The sequence below is a fragment of the Hymenobacter defluvii genome (assembly GCF_017589435.1).
Classification (GTDB): Bacteria; Bacteroidota; Bacteroidia; order Cytophagales; family Hymenobacteraceae; genus Hymenobacter; species Hymenobacter profundi.
The window spans coordinates 388548-406698 of record NZ_JAGETX010000001.1 but is presented as its reverse complement, the minus strand read 5'-3'; the positions used below and the strand labels follow the sequence as shown (position 1 = coordinate 406698).

Here is an 18151-nt window from a genome sequence, read left to right as displayed (position 1 = left end):
CGGCTATTCCGTCTGATTGGTGCGCAAATATACGACTGGAATGGAGAAATCAAGCATTTTCAAAAAATATCTTCCTCGCGGCGGCGTTGTCGGAAAGGCCGTGCTACCTGGCAAGAGCTATATTTGCCAGTATGAGTAACGTGAGGGCAACCCCTTATCAAATGAGACCCAACGGCTTGGGCAAAATTCAATGAATTGGGCTTACCCTCTTGGCTGGCCCGAACTGACGGCGCTGCTGGTCTTTCTTTTTTTATACATGGGCTACGCCGTGCGTACGTGGCGCCTAGCCGCCCCGCTCCAACAGCGCGGTTGGCGGCTGGCGTGGAAGCTGGTGCTGCGCCTCACCTATTTCAGCTTGCTGCTGGTGGCGCTGCTAGGTCCAGCTTATGGACTCACCCAGCAGCCCGTACGCACGGCCGGCAAAGATGTATGGCTGCTACTCGATGTGTCGCGCTCCATGGATGCGCCCGACGTGTCGCCTACCCGCCTGCTAAAGGCGCGGGCCGAGCTGAGCGAATTGATCAACCGGTTTCAAGCTGACCGTATTGGGTTGGTGGTATTTGCGGCTGATGCTTACGTGCAGTGTCCGCTGACGTATGACCAGAGCGCGTTGCAGCTGTTTGTGAATACCATCCAGACGAATTTGCTGCCTGCTGGCACTACGGATCTGGCGCCGGCGTTGGACTTGGTGCTGGCCCGGCTAAGTGCCACGCCTCAGCCCGCGGGAAGCCCGCCCCGGGCCACGGCGTTGGTGCTGGTGAGCGACGGCGAAGATTTCGGGGAAAACCTGGAGCCCACGGTGCGCCAGCTGACCCGCTCGGGCGCCCGACTGTTTACAGTGGGGGTAGGCACGCCCGAAGGGAGCCGCATTCCGCGCAAAGGCGGATACGTGCGCGACGCAAATGGCCGCGACGCTGTTACGCGTCTGGAGCCTAAAACGCTGCGCCGCTTGGCGGAACAAACCGGCGGGCAGTATTTTGAGTTGACAGATCAGCGCAACGAGTTTCCGCTGCTCGTGAATGCCCTAAACCGGGTGGAAGGCCAGGCCGAGCAGGTACGTACCGTGTCGGTGGCTGACAACCGCTACCGCTACCCCCTGGCCCTGGCGCTATTGCTTTTGGGGGTTGATATCTTGCTGACTGTGAAAATAATTCGTCCGTGAAAATCTTTGCTCTGTTGCTGGTTTTGTTGCTCAGTGGAGCCGGTGGGCTAGATCAACTCACTCGCATTCATCATCGCAACGTGGCCGTGCAGGAGGCGCAAGCAGCCTACGCCCGGCAGGATTTTGCGGCGGCGGCGCGCGCCTACCAGGCGGCCGTGGTGCAGTATGGCGCTACGGAAGATGCCATCATTCTAAACCTGGCGCATTCTTGCCTGCGGGCCGGCCAGTCGGCGCTGGCGCGCGCTTACTACGGCCAACTGCTAGACAGCCCTACCCGCACCGTGCGCAGCGTGGCGCAGCAGCAGCTGGCGCTGTTGGCCAGTCAGCGCGGCGAGTATGCTCAGGCAGTGAGGTTGCTGCGCCAAGCGCTGCTTGCCTCTCCTACCAATGCGGATGCCCGCTATAATTATGAGTTGCTCCGCGATTATCTGGCTCGTCGGCAGCAGTCGCCGAACATACCGCCGCCGGCTGTGCCGCCTACTGCCCCGGCTCCCAAAAAGCCTACCCCACCTCAGGAGCAACAGCAGCAGCAACGCCAGGCCGACACCGGACAGCAAGGTCAGCGCAACGACCCTACCCTACCCGACGACCCGCGTAATGCACCCCAGCCCCGCGCCAACCAGCGGGGTCAGCCCAACGCCAACCAACCCGATGCAGCGCCCGGCTCCGTGGCGCGGGGCGGTTTTCGGCCGGGTGGCGGCACCCGGCGCGAGGTAGCCACGGGCAACGCACCGGGTACTGTGCGCGGCCTCAGCAACGACGAAACCGGCCCTACCGCACGTCAGGGCGCTAGCCGGCGAGCCGGCACCGACCTGGCCACCGACGAATCCCAATTGCAGACCCAACGCGCCCGCCTGGAGCAGATGAACCTCAGCCCCGACAAAGCACGACAGCTCCTAAACGCGTTGGGCGCCGCCGAACAGCAATATTTGCAGCAGATTCCGCACAAAGCAGAAAAGAAACCCGATTCCGACAAACCAGCGTGGTGATTGTTGATAGGTTGATTCTTGATGTGGCGATGTACGAATCAATTTTCGACACATTAATTAGTTAGCATATCAACTCATTTAAGAATCAACACGTCAATAATCACCACATTAAATCCCACCCCACCCTTTTGTTATGCAAATCAAAGACGTAGTAATTGTAGCCGCTGTTCGTACTCCTATTGGTAGTTTCGGCGGTAGTCTGTCCTCTCTCTCGGCTACGGAGTTGGGCGGTATTGCCCTCAAAGGGGCCTTGGATAAAGCCGGTGTATCGCCTGATCAAGTACAGCAGGTGATTATGGGCAACGTGATTTCGGCCAATTTGGGTCAGGCGCCCGCCCGCCAGGCGGCCCGCAACGCCGGCCTCCCCGACACGGTGGAGTGCACCACTGTGAACAAAGTGTGCGCTTCGGGCACCAAAGCTATCATGTTCGGGGCGCAGGCTATTATGCTGGGTCAGGCCGACGTGGTGCTGGCTGGCGGCATGGAAAGCATGAGCAACGTACCGTACTACCTCGACAAAGCGCGTTTTGGAGCGAAGTATGGTCATGGCCAGATGATTGACGGCCTGGTGCGCGACGGCCTCTGGGACCCCTACCACGATTACGCCATGGGCAACGCGGCAGAGAATACGGCCAAGGAAATGGGCTTCACCCGCGAGCAGCAGGATGAGTTTGCCATTGAGTCGTACACCCGTAGCGCCAAAGCGGCCCAGGAAGGCAAGAAAAAGGACGAGATTGTGCCCGTGACTATCACCAGCCGAGGCAAGACCACGGTGGTAGAAGACGATGAGGAATACCTCAAAGTAGACTTTGCGAAACTGCCCGGCCTGAAGCCTGCGTTCCTGAAAGACGGCGGCACCGTAACGGCCGCCAACGCTTCTACCCTCAACGACGGCGCCGCCGCCGTGCTACTCATGAGCCGCGAAAAGGCCGAGGAGCTGGGCGTAACGCCCCTGGCCCGCATCCGCGGTTTCGCCGATGCCGAGCAGGCGCCGGAGTGGTTTACTACCTCGCCTTCTTTAGCTATTCCGAAAGCGCTGAAGCACGCCGGCGTAGATGCGTCGGAGGTTGATTTCTACGAGATTAACGAGGCGTTTTCGGTAGTTTCGCTGGCAAATAATAAGCTGCTGAACCTGGAAGGCACCAAGGTAAACGTGTACGGCGGCGCTGTAAGCTTAGGCCACCCGCTGGGCGCCAGCGGCGCCCGCATCGTGACGACGCTGGTGAATGTGCTGCACCAGGAAGGCGGTAAAATCGGCGTAACCGGCATCTGCAACGGCGGCGGTGGGGCAAGTAGCATAGTGATTGAGCGGTTGTAGTCGATTAGCTGACGCCAGACCGTCATGCTGAGCTTGTCGAGGAATCTCGCGTGCTGACGACAGATAGTATCTCACATCAGCACGCGAGATTCCTCGACAAGCTCAGCATGACGGTCTTATTTTTTTCAAACCAACCTTAGCAACAATGGGCGCGTGCTACGCGCCCCTACTTATGCCTACTGGAACCATTCTGCTCATCGACGACGAAGCCGTGCTGCGCCAGGCCATTGCCCGCACTTTGGAGCTAGAAGGATACACCGTGCGCCAAGCCCCCGATGCTAAGCGCGGCCTGGAGGAGCTGCGCGCCCACACCGAGGAGGTGCTGGTAGTGCTGTCGGATGTGAAGTTGCCCGACGGCCGGGGCCTCGACCTACTGCCCCGCTACCGGGCGCTCGCGCCCCTGGCCGAGGTGGTGCTCATGACCGCCTACGGCACTATTGCCGACGGCGTGCGGGCTATGAAGGAAGGCGCCTTTGATTACCTCACCAAAGGCGATGCCGACGACCAGTTGGTGGTAGTGGTAGACCGCGCTGCCGACAAAGCGCGCCTGCAACACCGCGTGGCTACGCTGGAAAAAAAGGTAGGCACGCAGTACAGTTTCGACTCGATGATTGGGCACGCGCCGGCTTTGGAACAGGCCAAAACCGTAGCGCAGCAAGTGGCCCTCACAGATGCTACCGTGCTCCTGGAAGGCCCTACCGGCGCGGGCAAGGAATTGTTTGCCCAAGCCATCCACCAGGGTAGTCCGCGACGGGGCAAGCCGTTTGTGGCTGTCAACTGCTCGGCTTTTCCGAAGGATTTGCTGGAATCGGAGCTGTTTGGGTACAAGAAAGGTGCTTTCACGGGGGCGCTGACTGACAAGAAAGGCCAGATGGAAGAAGCCAGCGGTGGCACTCTATTTCTGGATGAGATTGGAGAGCTGGAAGCCGGCGCCCAGGCCAAGCTGCTGCGCGCCCTCGAAACGCAGGAGTTTACCAAGCTCGGCGACAGCAAGCCTACCCGCGTGAACGTGCGCCTGGTGGCTGCCACCAACCGCAACCTGCGCCAGGAAGCCGCCGACGATCATTTCCGCCCCGATTTGTACTACCGCCTGTCGGTGGTTACGATTCAGGTGCCAGCCCTGAGTGCCCGCCGCGCCGACGTGCCGGCGTTGGTGTCGCACTTTGCCCGACAGTTTGCGGTCAAGCTGCGTCGCCAGCCCTTGGAAATCAGCCCTGAAGCCATGCAGGCGCTGGCAGCCTACCCCTGGCCGGGTAACGTGCGCGAGCTGAAGAACGTGCTGGAGCGCGCCTCCATTCTTACCCCGCCCAACCATGCTCTTGCCGTGGATGACCTGCCACTGGAAATTCAGCTGGCCACCACCACCAACGCCCCTACCCCCGACGACCCGCGCAGCCTGCGCAACGCCGAAAAGCAGCACATCCAGCGCGTGATGGCGGAAGCGGGCGGCAACAAGGCCGAGGCGGCGCGGGTACTGGGCATCGCGCACACCACGCTCTACCGTAAGTTGCAGGAATACGGGTTGTAAGAAATTTGCCTTGCGTCCGAACGATGTAGAGACGCATACTTGCGTCTCGTCGTCCGCGCCGTGTGGCCGATATCGGTCAACGACGAGACGCATATTTGCGTCTCTACACCGTTCAGGCGCTTCTAAGATTTCGTTCAGCTGTTCGCGGCCACGCCTTACCCGGCGGGGCCGCACGCATTTAGCGGTAATCAACTCTGTTCAGCCACTAGCATTTCGCACACCGGACTAGCAAAACGCTAGTCCGGTGTGCTGCTTTATGGGGTAGCAGAATCCGCGCATTTTATTTTTTATTACTGCATATCAGCTAGTTATATATCACCTACACAAGAATCTATGGTGGTAGGGCTAGGAATTGCTCACTGGTTGGCATCACCAATACAAGCAAAAAGCATATGCCTACTCCCCTGCTTCTGCCGCTCCTTATGGCTACTGGTTGCGCCGGCTTCTGGCTGTTCTACCGTTCCATTTCCTTTTTCGAGCGCATCTGAAGGTGCGTTCTGACTTCTATCGCTACCCTACCATGATGCTTGCCCTGCTCCTGCTTTCTCTGGCCACCTTCGCCTACCTCAGCTACGTGCTGCTGAAGCCAGAAAAATTCTAGCTGCGAGTTGCCGGCTGTGAGCTGCGCGTCATCCACGCCAGGTCTCACCCCGACAACTACCACTTGACAACTACCCACTACAATGACTATTGAACTTCTCGGCATCCTCCTGATAATGGGTGCCACGATGCTGCTGGCGGTGCCGCTGGGGCGCTACCTGGCCACCATCTACCGCGGCGATACAAGCTGGTCGGACTTTCTGGCGCCGCTGGAGCGCTTGCTGTTTCGCCTGGCCGGCATCGATGCTACCCGCGAAATGCGCTGGCAGCAGCATTTGCTGGCCCTGCTCACCATTAATCTGCTGTGGTTTTTCTGGGCGATGCTGGTGTTGACCACCCAGGGCAGCCTACCCCTCAACCCCGACCACAACCCCTCCATGCCCGCCGACCAGGCCTTTAACACGGCCATATCGTTTTTGGTGAACTGCAACTTGCAGCACTACTCCGGCGAATCGGGCGTGACGTACTTCTCGCAGGTGTTCTGCCTGATGTTTCTGCAATTCGTGACGGCCGGCACGGGCATGGCGGCGTGCGTGGTGGTGTTCAACGCCCTGCGCGAAGGCACCACGGAAAAGCTCGGCAATTTCTACAACTACTTCGTGAAAAGCATCACGCGGGTGCTGCTGCCCCTGTCGTTGGCGCTGGCGCTGGTGCTGGTATTCCAGGGCACGCCCATGACGTGGGAGGGTAAAATGTCCCTCGTAACGGTGCAGGGCGACACCACGGCGGTGAGCCGCGGGCCGGCCGCTGCCCTCATCGGCATCAAGCAGTTGGGTACGAATGGCGGCGGTTTTTTCGGCGTCAACTCGGCCCACCCCCTCGAAAACCCTACCTACCTTACCAACGCCCTGGAAAACATGGGCATCCTGCTGATTCCGATGGCCATGGCCTTGGCCCTGGGGTATTACCTGCGCCGCCCGCGCCTGGGTTGGATGGTGTTTGGGGTGATGACAGCGGGTTACCTGCTACTCCAACTCCCTACCCTCTACCTGGAAATGCACGGCAACCCCGCCCTCACCGCCATGGGCGTTGATGCAAGCCAGGGCGCGCTGGAAGGCAAGGAGATGCGCCTGGGTGCGCCGGCCTCGGCGCTGTGGGCCATCAGCACCACCGTCACCAGCAACGGCTCCGTGAATGCCATGCACGACTCGCTGATGCCGCTCTCCGGCATGAACACGCTGCTGGGCATGATGACCAACTCCTTCTATGGAGGGGTAGGGGTAGGCTTCCTGAACTTCTTCGTGTTCATCATCGTGGCCGTGTTTATCTCGGGGCTGCTGGTGGGGCGCACGCCTGAGTTATTGGGCAAGAAGGTGGAAGCCCGCGAGATGAAAATTGCTGTTATCATCGCCCTGCTGCACCCGTTGCTGATTCTGGCCGGCACGGCCCTCACGGCCTACCTCTATGCCCGTAGCCCCGCAGATTACGCCGGCTGGCTGGCTAACCCCGGTTACCACGGCTTTTCGGAAATGCTCTACGAATTCACGTCATCGGCTGCCAACAACGGCTCGGGTTTCGAGGGGCTGGGCGACAACACGCCCTGGTGGAACATCTCCACCGGCGTGGTGCTGCTGCTGGCGCGCTACCTACCCATCATCGGTCCGGTAGCCATTGCCGGCCTGCTGGCCGCCAAGAAGTACACGCCCGAATCGGCCGGCACGCTCCGCCTCGACACGGCCACGTTCGGCCTGATGGTCTTCTTCGTCATCTGGATTATCGCCGCCCTGGCCTTCTTCCCGGCCCTGGCGCTGGGGCCACTGGCCGAGCACGTTTCAATTGGCTATTAGCTGCTGGCTGTTAGCTGTCAGCTTTCCTTCTAGCGACAAGCTACCCAATTCTCAACTGTCACTAGCTTCTGTTTTTTCTATTAAAAGCTAATAGCCAACAGCTATCAGCTAACAGCTTAATAATATGTCTTCTCTCTTTCAACCTGCGCTGGTAGCAGAGGCTACCAAACAGGCCTTCGTGAAGCTCGACCCGCGCACGATGTTCCGCAACCCGGTGATGTTTACCGTGGAGCTGGGCACGGTGGTGATGCTCGTTGTCACGCTCGGCCTGCTGTTTCGACCCGATGCGAGCCAGGGCAGCTTCGGCTACAACTTCACGGTATTTGTGGTGCTGCTGCTCACGTTGCTGTTCGCCAATTTCGCCGAGGCCATTGCTGAGGCGCGGGGCAAGGCCCAGGCCAACTCCCTGCGCAAAACCCGCCAGGACACGCCCGCTCGCCTGCGCCTCGACAACGGCACGACCCAGCAAATCAGCTCGGCCCAGCTCCAGAAAGGCCAGGTTTTCGTGGTGGAAGCCGGTGAGATTATCCCTACTGACGGGGAGATTATCGAAGGTCTGGCTACCATTGATGAATCGGCCATTACGGGTGAGTCGGCACCGGTGATACGGGAGGCCGGTGGCGACAAATCCAGCGTGACGGGCGGCACCACGGTGCTGTCGGACCGCATTGTGGTGCTGGTGACCACGGCGCCCGGCGAGTCGTTTCTCGACAAGATGATTGCCTTGGTGGAAGGCGCTTCGCGGCAGAAAACGCCCAATGAAATTGCCCTCACCATCTTGCTGGCAGGTTTCACGCTGGTGTTCATCATTGTGTGCGTCACGCTGAGTCCATTTGCCGATTACGCCCAGACGCCCATCGCCATTTCGGCTTTCATTGCGCTGTTTGTATGCCTGATTCCGACCACCATTGGCGGGCTGCTCTCGGCCATTGGTATTGCGGGCATGGACCGCGCCCTGCGCGCCAACGTCATCACCAAGAGCGGTAAAGCCGTAGAAACGGCCGGCGACATCGACGTGCTGCTGCTCGATAAAACCGGCACCATCACCATCGGCAACCGCAAGGCTACCCACTTCTGGCCCGCGCCGGGGGTAGACGCCCGGCAGTTTGTGGAGGGCGCCACCGTCTCGTCGCTCACCGACGAAACGCCCGAGGGCAAGAGCATTGTGGCCCTGGCCCGCGAGCAGCAGATCAGCCCCGAGCAGCTGCAAGGCAGGCTGGAAGGCGCCGAGCTAATCCGCTTCACGGCCGAAACCCGCAGCAGCGGCGTGACTCTCCCCGACGGCACGCGCATCCGTAAGGGCGCCGCCGACGCCATCCGTCAGCTCACCGAAAAAGCCGGCCACCCCTACCCCGCGGAAGTAGCCGAACGGGTGCAGGCCGTATCCGCCAACGGGGGTACGCCGCTGGTCGTCAGCCAAAACGACCAGGTGCTGGGCGTGGTGGAGTTGCAGGACATCATCAAGCCCGGCATTCAGGAGCGGTTTGCGCGCCTGCGGGCCATGGGTATCAAAACGGTGATGGTAACCGGCGACAACCCCCTCACGGCCAAGTTCATTGCGGAGAAAGCCGGTGTCGATGACTTCATTGCCGAGGCCAAGCCCGAGGACAAGATGCAGTACATCCGCGCCGAGCAGCAGCAGGGCAGGCTGGTGGCCATGATGGGCGACGGCACCAACGACGCCCCCGCCCTGGCCCAGGCCGACGTGGGGGTAGCCATGAACAGCGGCACCCAAGCCGCCAAGGAAGCCGGCAACATGGTCGACCTCGACAACGACCCTACCAAACTCATTGAGGTAGTGGAGATTGGCAAGCAGCTGCTAATGACGCGCGGCACGCTCACCACCTTCAGCATCGCCAACGATGTGGCCAAGTACTTCGCCATTGTGCCGGCCTTGTTCATGACAGCCATTCCGGCCCTGGGCGCGCTCAACGTGATGGGGCTGCACTCCCCGCAGTCGGCCATTCTGTCGGCCGTGATTTTCAACGCCCTCATCATTCCGGCCCTGGTGCCGTTGGCCCTGCAAGGCGTGGCCTACAAACCCCTGGGCGCGGCGGCGCTGCTGCGCCGCAACCTGCTGGTGTACGGGGTAGGCGGCGTGGTGGTCCCCTTCGTCGGCATCAAGCTGATTGACCTGTTGGTCGGCCTTTTTGTGTAGCTGAATTAAGATAAACAAGAACGTCATGCTAATAGCCTAATCGGCGCAAACGACGCGGTAGAGATACTTCAATTCCGCTTAGCATGACAGCTTCTATAAACATCCATATCCATGAAAACGCATTTGCTTCCTGCTTTCCGTCTCACGCTGGTACTCCTTATTGTATGCTGCGTACTCTACCCGGCCGTGGTATGGGCCGTAGCTCAAGCCGCTCCCGGCCACGGGCAGGGTGTACAGGTGTCGCATAAGGGCCGCGTGGTGGGCTTCGCCAACGTAGGTCAGAAGTTTGATCGTCCTGAGTACTTCAACTCGCGCCCCTCGGCCGTAGACTACCACGCCGACGGCTCGGGCGGCTCCAACAAAGGCCCCAGCAACCCCGAGTACCTAGCCACGGTACGCACCCGCGTAAGCGAGTTTCTGCGCCAGAACCCTACCCAGCAAGGCTCAGTACCCGCCGAGCTAGTGACGGCCAGCGGCTCCGGCCTCGACCCGCACCTGTCGCCGGCCGGAGCGTATGCTCAGGTAGGGCGCATTGCCCGCCTGCGCAACCTACCCGAAGCCCGCGTGCGGGCGCTGGTAGCAGCCCATATTCACGAGCCGCTGGTGGTATTTTTCGGCCCGGCCACGGTGAACGTGCTGGAGCTGAACCTGGCCCTCGACTCATTGGCTAATCGGTAGTTTAAAGTTCATATACCGACCGCACATTTGATGTAGCGGTTAGCTTCTAGCTCTTGTTCAACGAAAAGCGAACAGCTAACCACTGCATCAAATGTGAGGTACCCCTTACGCGCTTTACTTTGCGCAAAATCACTTCATGAAATACCTCGCATTTTTAGCGGCAGCGGCCCTCATTAGCCCCGCCGCCCTGGCTCAGACGGACACTACCCAGGCTACCCCTACACCTGCCCCCCTCTCCTACTACGGTTTCGTAGATGGCTACTACGGCTACGATTTCAACCACGCCGCCACCAACGACCGACCCGCGTTCCTCTATTCCCACGACCGCCAGAACGAGTTTACCATCAACCAAGCGCTGGTGGGCGTGCGCTACAACAACGACCAGGTACGCGGGGCCGTGGGGCTGCACGCGGGCACCTATGTGAGTGCCAACTATGCCGCCGAAGACCAGGTGCTCAAGCACGTATTCGAGGCGTACGCAGGCTTCCGGCCGTTTGCCAAAGCCTGGCTCGATGTGGGCATTTTCGGCTCGCACATCGGGTTTGAATCGGCGTTGAGTAAGGATAACTGGACGCTGACCCGCTCGCTGATGGCCGAAAACTCGCCCTACTACGAGTCGGGGGCGCGCTTTACGTACGAGGCAGCGCCGGAGCTTACGCTGACCGGGCTGGTACTCAATGGCTGGCAGAACATCCGCGAAACCAACCAGGCCAAGGCCCTGGGCACCCAGATTCAGTGGAAAATCACGGACAAGCTGCTCCTCAACAGCAGCACGTTCTACGGTAACGAGCAGCCCCAGGACTCCGTAATTCGCCGCCGCTACTTCCACGATTTCTACCTCACCTACGCCGCCACCAGCCGCTTGAGCCTAGCGGGCGTGTTTGATGTGGGCAAGCAGCAGAGCCAGGGCCGCCGCGGTTACGACACCTGGCACACGGGCGCGGCCTTCGTGAAGTACCAGCTCAGCGACCAGTTCTCGACCACCCTGCGCGGCGAGTATTACTATGCCGAGCGCGGCGTGTTCATCAACAACATCACTCCCGCCCGCATCGACGCCGACTTCCGCACCAGCGGCGGCTCTCTCAACCTCGACTACCTGCCTACCCCCAACGTAGCCGTGCGGGTGGAGGGCCGCTATCTGCGCGCCCGTAACGCCATTTTTCAGCACGACGACGGTTTCAGCCGCAACTACGGCAACGTGACCACCAGCGTAGCGCTGTCATTTTAAGCGGTAGGCAATTCGCTACCTTCTCATGAGCACTGCTGTTTCGCCCGTCGTCTCCCCTCCTGCTGCTACCTCCGTGCACGAGCGCGTGACGGCGGCGGGCTTGCTCGTGGCGCTGGGCATTGTGTACGGCGACATCGGCACGTCGCCGCTGTATACCGTGCGGGGCGTATTCGTGAATCAGCCCGTGACGGAGGCTGTAGTACTGGGCACCATCTCCTGCGTCATCTGGACGCTCACGCTGCTCACCACGGTGAAGTATGTGCTCATTGCGCTGCGGGCCGACAACCACGGCGAAGGCGGCATTCTGGCGCTGTACGCCCGGCTGCGGCAGTTGCCTGTGCGGCGGCTCTACCTGCCGGCCATTGTGGGGGCGGCGGCCCTGCTGGCCGACGGCATCATTACGCCGCCTATTTCCGTGGCATCGGCCATAGAAGGACTGCGCATCCTGAAACCCGACCTGAACACGGTGCCTATTGTGGTGGCAATTCTGGTGGCCTTGTTTGCGTTTCAACAATTTGGCACCCAAATCATTGGCAAGCTATTCGGGCCGGTGATGGCGCTGTTTTTCTCGATGCTGGCCGTGCTGGGCGTGGTGCATCTGGTACAGGAGCCCAGCATTTTGCGCGTCTTCAGTCCGCACTACGCCCTGGCGATGATAACGCAGGTGCCTGGCGCGTTCTGGTTGCTGGGCTCCATCTTCCTGTGCAGCACCGGGGCCGAGGCGCTGTACGCTGACATGGGCCATGTGGGCAGGCGCAACATCTACGGCTCCTGGACTTTCGTTAAAACGTGCCTGATTCTCAACTACCTGGGGCAGGGCGCGTGGTTGTTGCGGCACCTAGGGCCACCGCTGGGCGAACAGAATCTGTTCTTTCTGCTGCTGCCGCAGTGGGCCCTGCTACCCGCCATTGGGCTGTGCACGTTGGCTACCATCATTGCGTCGCAGGCCCTAATTTCGGGGTCGTTTACGCTGGTGATAGAGGCGCTACGGCTACACTTCTGGCCCAAGGTACGGGTGCAGTACCCTACCGAGCTGCGCGGCCAGGCCTACGTGCCCAGCCTGAACTGGCTGCTCTGCGCCGGCTGCGTGGGCGTGGTGCTCTACTTCCGCGAGTCGGGCCGGATGGAGGCCGCGTTTGGGCTGGCCGTTACCGTCACCATGCTCATGACCACCGTGTTGCTGGCCTATTACCTGCGCCTGCGCCGCACGGCCGTTGGCTGGATTGTGGCGCTGATTGGCACGTATCTCCTTATTGAAGGTTCGTTTTTGATAGCCAACCTGGCCAAGTTTGCCCACGGCGGCTGGCTGAGCGTGTTGCTGGCCGTGGTGTTGCTGCTGGTGATGCTGAGTTGGATAGCCGGCCAACGGATTCGCAACGAGCTGACCGAGTTTACGGGTCTGGCGGAGTGGGTACCCCTGCTCCGCCAGCTCAGCAACGACCCTTCGGTGCCCAAATACGCTACCCATTTGGTATACCTCACTAAATCGGAAAACCCTGTCTTGGTAGAGAACGGGGTGATTCACAGCATCTTCAAGAAGCGCCCCAAGCGGGCCGATGTGTACTACCTGGTGCACGTAACGACCACCGACGAGCCCTACACCCGCCGTTACCACATCACGCACGTGCTGCCAAATGAGCTGGTTCGCATCGACTTTTACCTGGGCTTTCGCGTCGACCACGCGCTGAACTACATGTTCCGCCAGGTGGTAACCGAGCTGGTACAGCGCCGCGAGGTCGACATAACGTCGCGCTTTGCGTCGCTGCGGGGGCAAGACGTAACCGGCGACTTTCAGTTCATCATCCTCAACAAAACCCTACCCTACCAGTACCTGCTGCGCGGTTGGCAGCGCATGGCCCTGCGCCTGCATGGGTGGCTAAAGCGGCTGGGCGCTTCCGAAACTGAAAGCTTCGGCCTCGACAACAGCACGTACACCGTGGAAAACGTGCCGCTGCACATGCCGCCGCGCCCCGAGCTACACCTCACCCGCGACTAATCTTTCCCCGATGACCAGCACCGAGCAAGCCCTGCGCGATACGTCTGCCGAGCGGTTTCTGCACCTTGTGCAAGCCAAGCGCCGCGGCACCCTGAAGGTGTACCTGGGCTTGGCCGCTGGGGTAGGCAAAACCTACCGCATGCTGCAAGAAGCCCACGACCTGCACCAGCACGGCGTGGATGTGCTGCTGGGCTACATCGAAACGCACCAGCGCGCCGGCACCGTGGCCCAGCTGCGCAACGTGCCCCTGCTGCCGCGCAAGCAGCTGTTCTACAAAGGCAAGGCGCTGGAAGAAATGGACCTGGAGGCCATTGTGCAGCGCCGCCCGCAGGTGGTGGTGGTAGACGAGCTGGCCCACACCAACGTGCCCGGCTCACGCCACGAAAAACGCTGGCAGGACGTGGAATACTTGGTGCAGCAGGGTATTTCGGTGATTACGGCCGTGAACGTGCAGCACCTGGAAAGCCTGCACGACCAGGTGCTGCGCATCACTGGCACCGACGTGACCGAGCGCATTCCCGACCGCCTCCTGAGGCAGGCCGACGAGGTGGTGAACGTGGACCTGACCGTGGGTGAACTGCGCACCCGCCTGGAGGAAGGCCGCATCTACCACGCCGCCAAAATACCCACTGCCCTCAACGGCTTTTTTCAGGCCGAAAACCTGTTGCAGCTCCGGCGCCTGGCCGTGCGCGAGGTAGCGCAGCTACTGGGCCAGCAGGTGGCTTCCGATGCCGGCGGCGCGCCCGCCGTGGCCGCCCCCCGCCGCACCGACGACCGGCTGCTGGCCTGCATCAACTCCAATGAGCGCGCGGCCCGCGAAATCATCCGCAAAACCTCGCGCCTGGCCGATCAATTGGGCGCGGCCGTGTGGTACGTGCTCTACGTGCAAACCGCCCGCGAAACCGCCGACCGCATTGGGCTGGCTACCCAGCGGCACTTGCTGAAAAACCTACAGCTGGCCACCGAGTTGGGCGCCCAGATTTTGCGGGTGAAGGACAACGACGTGGTGGAAGCCATCCGGCGGGTGGCGCAGGAAAAAAATGCTACCCTACTGATCTGTGGCATCACCGGCGAAAAAGGCTTTTGGGACCAGCTCAGTCGGCGCAGCGTGACGCACGACTTACTCCGCGCCGTGGCCCTCACCACCCCTACCCTCGACGTGTATCTGGTAACGTATTAAACACAGCGTTGAGCGTCGTGCACCGCAAGACCGAACCGACTTCCCGAACAGCATCATCATGAATCTTAAAACGAAAATCAACCTGGGCTTTTTGGCGATGCTGCTGCTGGTGCTCAGCATCGGGGGCTACGCGTGGTACTCGCTGCGTCAGCTCGACCGTAGCTCCCGCGATGCCCTCACGGCCAACGTATACTCTCTGGAGCTGGGCCACCGCATGCTCCGCAGCCTCGACCAGCTGGCTGGGCAGCCCATCCAAGACACCACCGGTACTGCCCAGCTGATGAAGCTGGTGCAGCAGGAAGCCCACAACATCACCGAGCCCGGCGAGCAGCAGCTAGCCGATGCGCTGGTGCGCGGCACGCAGCAGTTAGTGCTAGCCCAACAGGCTGCGCAAAATGTTCAATTGCAATCAGTTGCCGCATCTCCCTTGGTGGAGCTACGGGCGCTTACCTACCACGTCATTTCCCTGAACACGGAGGCGCTTACCCGCAAAACGGAAGCCGCCAACCAGCGCACCGACCAGGCCAATCGGAATCTTCTGGTGTTTATTACCCTGGCTACCCTGCTGGCCCTGGCACTGGCAGGTAGCGTGCCCGAAATAGCCGTGCAGCCTCTGCGCAAGCTCACGGCCGCGCTGGGCCACGCCACCGAGCGCAACTTTTCGGCCACCATTCCGCAGGAAAGTCGCGACGAGTTTGGGCAGGTAGCGCGGGCCTTCAACCAGATGCTGGCCCAACTGCGCGAGTACCGCACCTCCACCACCGCCGAGCTGATTACGGAGCGCAACCGCGCCGCCAGCATTGTGGACACCCTAGACGAGGGCTTGCTGCTGCTCGATGAAAATCGGCGCATTCTGCTGGCCAACCCCGTGATGTGCGAGTTGCTGGCCCTACCCGCCACCCGGCTCGTGGGCCAATCGGCAACCCAGGTGCGCCTCGAAAACGATTTGCTGCACACGCTCCTCCTACCTCTGGATGCGCCCAACCAGGCTGCGGCCGTGGCGGCAGCTCCTCTGCTGCACATTGCCCAGCGCGGCGAGGAAGCGTTTTATCAGCTGGCCGCGCAAGACCTCGTTTCTTATAATGAGGCCACCGACAAAACCGAGTTGGTAGGCCAAATGCTGACCCTGCGCAACGTATCGGATTTCAAAAAGCTGGATCAGGTGAAGTCTGATTTCTTAGCTACGGTGTCGCACGAGTTGAAAACGCCCCTATCGAGCATCAACCTGAACGCCCGCCTGCTTCAGGATGAGCGCCTACCCGCCGACGAGCGCCAGCGCGTAACCACCCACATCCGCCAGGAAACCCAGCGGCTGCAACGTATGGTGGCCGAGTTGCTAGCCGTGTCGCGCCTTGATGCCGGGGCCGGCATTCAGCTGGATATACGTCCTACCGGCCTGGCCGAAATCGTTGCTTATGCCACCGACACCGTGCGTCCCCAGCTCACTGACAAAAAGCTCCGGCTAGAGTTGGAACTGCCGCCTACCCTCCCCGCTGTGCGCGCCGATGTGGAAAAGACCACTTGGGTACTCATCAACCTGCTTGCTAATGCCATTCGCTACTCGCCCAGCGGAGAGGTGCTGACCGTAACTGCCGCCGCTGCCGGTGGCTTTGTACAGGTGCAGGTGGTAGACCACGGCCCCGGCATTGCCGCCGAGCACCACGAGCGCATCTTCCAGCGCTTTGCCCAAATTCCGGACAAGGCGGGCTACCGGGGCGGCTCGGGCCTGGGTCTAAGCATCGCCCGCGAGTTTATTACTACCCAGGGCGGGCGGCTGTGGGTGGAGAGCGAATTGGGCAGCGGCAGCCGATTCTGCTTCACGTTGCCGGTGGTGACTGGGTAGCCCGCGCACGCGCAAGCGGCACGTAGAAATAGCATAGACTTATTTTATTTGTTTACCCTGTTTTCAATAACTTTGTTTTATAATTATTTTCATTTCACCTCTTTTACCAATGCCCAGATTATTACCGTTTTTCTTACTTTTATTAACGCTTTTTGCTTGTCAAAAAGAAGATGATGCGGATGAGCCAAAAAGCTACTCCGACAAAATTGTATTGCAGGATTTAGTGTTGGCTGGCGACTCTATTAAACTGACTTGGTCCAAATTGGAAGATGCTACCCTAAAGGAGTACCGAGTAGTGCGACGTGAGGAAACAAATGGACCAGAAAGTATTTTAAATCGTTTTTATGCTCCTTCCGGCTCCTCACTGGCGACCAAATTTACGGATGACGCCGTGCCGTATGTACCTACCCTCGAATACCAGGTGGTGGGCGTATTGACTTCCGGACAGATGGTTACCAGCAACATCGTTACGCACAAGCGCCCGGAGATTAAAATTATCAACGCCGTTCCATTTGATGTTCAGTTTGACAGTCAGCGAAGAGTATTGTATTTCTTCGAGAATGACGGCAAAATATCACAATATGATCTTGCCAAAAGTCAAGTAACCAAATCCATTAAAACCGATGCCACTATCGGGTACTGTGATTTTGCTACCTACAACGGCACGCCGGAGCTGTATGTGCCGCGCAACGATGGCTGGATTTTTATCTATAATGCAGAGACGCTAGACAAGATTGATCAGTTTAACGTCGGCTCGCCGGCTACGTGCGTGGTAGCCAATCATGACCTGCTATTTGTAGCGGCCAACAACTCGTCTTGGCCGTATCGTCCTGTCCAAGTATACAGCCGGGCCTCCAAAACCCTGGTATCGCAGTCCACCGACTATACCAGCGGCACCTTGCGCCTTAAGCGTATTCCCAACACCGACACGGAATTACTGGGCATAGGCAATAGTAGCGGCCAGTACTACAATTTTTCCCCGCAAGGCGTGTTGCTCAACCAATTTCAGGGCTATTACAGCAACCACCCGCTGGATGCCAACGTCCTCGAGCTTTTTCCCTTGAGACGCAAGTACTTATCGTCTGCGTACGGCGCTATCTACTCCATTTCCCAGGGCTACGAAGCCAGCTTGCCGAAGGGCAATCTGACCTACACCAGCTTCTTTGTTGATGCCACCGAGCGGTATATCTACGCCGGCACTATCACCAAAAGCGTGGAGGTGTACACCGCCAGCGATTACGTACAAACGCGCTCCATCAAGACGAAGGCTTACCCCTACCGTTTATTCCAGGATGGCAGCAACGGCCTGCTCTGCATCAGTAGCACCATACCAGCCTCAGGCATGTACTATTATGGTATGCCCACCAAATTTGTAGTCGAGCAGCTGCGGTAGTCCTACCCTCTGGCCTTGCGCAGTCCACGCCACGCACTCTGCAACATAGCAGAGTTGCGTGGCGTTTTTTTAGTTACTGCTGTTACGCAGCGTCGTCGTTCCGGGAGCGCGCGAGAGCAGTTGACGGGCGCAACTGGAGGATGAGCAGCAGTATCTTCATCATGCTAAGATCACTTATAACTGAAGCATCATTTTATCGAAAAAACCCATTTTTATTGAAAATAATATAAATAATACCACTAAACCCAGCTACCCGTATGGCAAATCGAACATTTTGTTATAACTTAAATT

13 protein-coding genes are annotated in these 18151 nt (G+C 59.6%); all 13 read left to right on the top strand.

Annotated elements, in window-relative coordinates; all coding sequences use genetic code 11:
- The first annotated feature begins 190 nt into the window (after positions 1 to 190).
- A complete protein-coding gene (locus J4D97_RS01585) occupies positions 191 to 1162 on the top strand; it encodes a VWA domain-containing protein (RefSeq protein WP_208306084.1) in 972 nt (323 codons plus the stop codon).
- Positions 1159 to 2151, top strand: coding sequence for a tetratricopeptide repeat protein (locus tag J4D97_RS01580; RefSeq protein ID WP_208306083.1), 993 nt, complete (start codon positions 1159 to 1161; stop codon positions 2149 to 2151). Before J4D97_RS01585 ends, J4D97_RS01580 begins: the two co-directional genes overlap by 4 nt.
- Before the next feature lie 133 nt (positions 2152 to 2284).
- Positions 2285 to 3469, top strand: a complete 1185-nt coding sequence (locus J4D97_RS01575) for an acetyl-CoA C-acyltransferase (protein ID WP_208306082.1) — start codon at positions 2285 to 2287, stop codon at positions 3467 to 3469.
- Positions 3470 to 3641: 172 nt separating this feature from the next.
- Positions 3642 to 4997 carry a sigma-54-dependent transcriptional regulator gene (locus J4D97_RS01570; RefSeq protein ID WP_208306081.1) on the top strand — a complete coding sequence of 452 codons (1356 nt, stop codon included), beginning with the start codon at positions 3642 to 3644 and terminating at the stop codon, positions 4995 to 4997.
- Between the two features lie 490 nt (positions 4998 to 5487).
- Positions 5488 to 5598 carry a potassium-transporting ATPase subunit F gene (locus J4D97_RS01565; protein WP_195809197.1) on the top strand — a complete coding sequence of 37 codons (111 nt, stop codon included), beginning with the start codon at positions 5488 to 5490 and terminating at the stop codon, positions 5596 to 5598.
- 82 nt (positions 5599 to 5680) lie between these two features.
- Positions 5681 to 7384 (top strand): potassium-transporting ATPase subunit KdpA, encoded by a 1704-nt coding sequence (gene kdpA / locus J4D97_RS01560; protein WP_208306080.1) that lies wholly within the window; start codon positions 5681 to 5683, stop codon positions 7382 to 7384.
- A 124-nt stretch (positions 7385 to 7508) separates the two neighbouring features.
- Positions 7509 to 9542 (top strand): potassium-transporting ATPase subunit KdpB, encoded by a 2034-nt coding sequence (gene kdpB, locus J4D97_RS01555; RefSeq protein ID WP_208306079.1) that lies wholly within the window; start codon positions 7509 to 7511, stop codon positions 9540 to 9542.
- Between the two features lie 111 nt (positions 9543 to 9653).
- A complete protein-coding gene (kdpC, locus tag J4D97_RS01550; protein ID WP_208306078.1) occupies positions 9654 to 10220 on the top strand; it encodes a potassium-transporting ATPase subunit KdpC in 567 nt (188 codons plus the stop codon).
- 136 nt (positions 10221 to 10356) lie between these two features.
- A complete protein-coding gene (locus J4D97_RS01545) occupies positions 10357 to 11448 on the top strand; it encodes a porin (RefSeq protein WP_208306077.1) in 1092 nt (363 codons plus the stop codon).
- Between the two features lie 25 nt (positions 11449 to 11473).
- Positions 11474 to 13444, top strand: a complete 1971-nt coding sequence (locus J4D97_RS01540) for a KUP/HAK/KT family potassium transporter (RefSeq protein ID WP_208306076.1) — start codon at positions 11474 to 11476, stop codon at positions 13442 to 13444.
- A gap of 10 nt (positions 13445 to 13454) precedes the next feature.
- Entirely contained in the window at positions 13455 to 14624 is a 1170-nt protein-coding gene (locus J4D97_RS01535) for a universal stress protein (RefSeq protein WP_208306075.1), read from the top strand.
- A 58-nt stretch (positions 14625 to 14682) separates the two neighbouring features.
- Positions 14683 to 16467 carry a HAMP domain-containing sensor histidine kinase gene (locus J4D97_RS01530; RefSeq protein WP_208306074.1) on the top strand — a complete coding sequence of 595 codons (1785 nt, stop codon included), beginning with the start codon at positions 14683 to 14685 and terminating at the stop codon, positions 16465 to 16467.
- Positions 16468 to 16576: 109 nt separating this feature from the next.
- Positions 16577 to 17860 carry a hypothetical protein gene (locus J4D97_RS01525; RefSeq protein ID WP_208306073.1) on the top strand — a complete coding sequence of 428 codons (1284 nt, stop codon included), beginning with the start codon at positions 16577 to 16579 and terminating at the stop codon, positions 17858 to 17860.
- Positions 17861 to 18151: the final 291 nt, after the last annotated feature.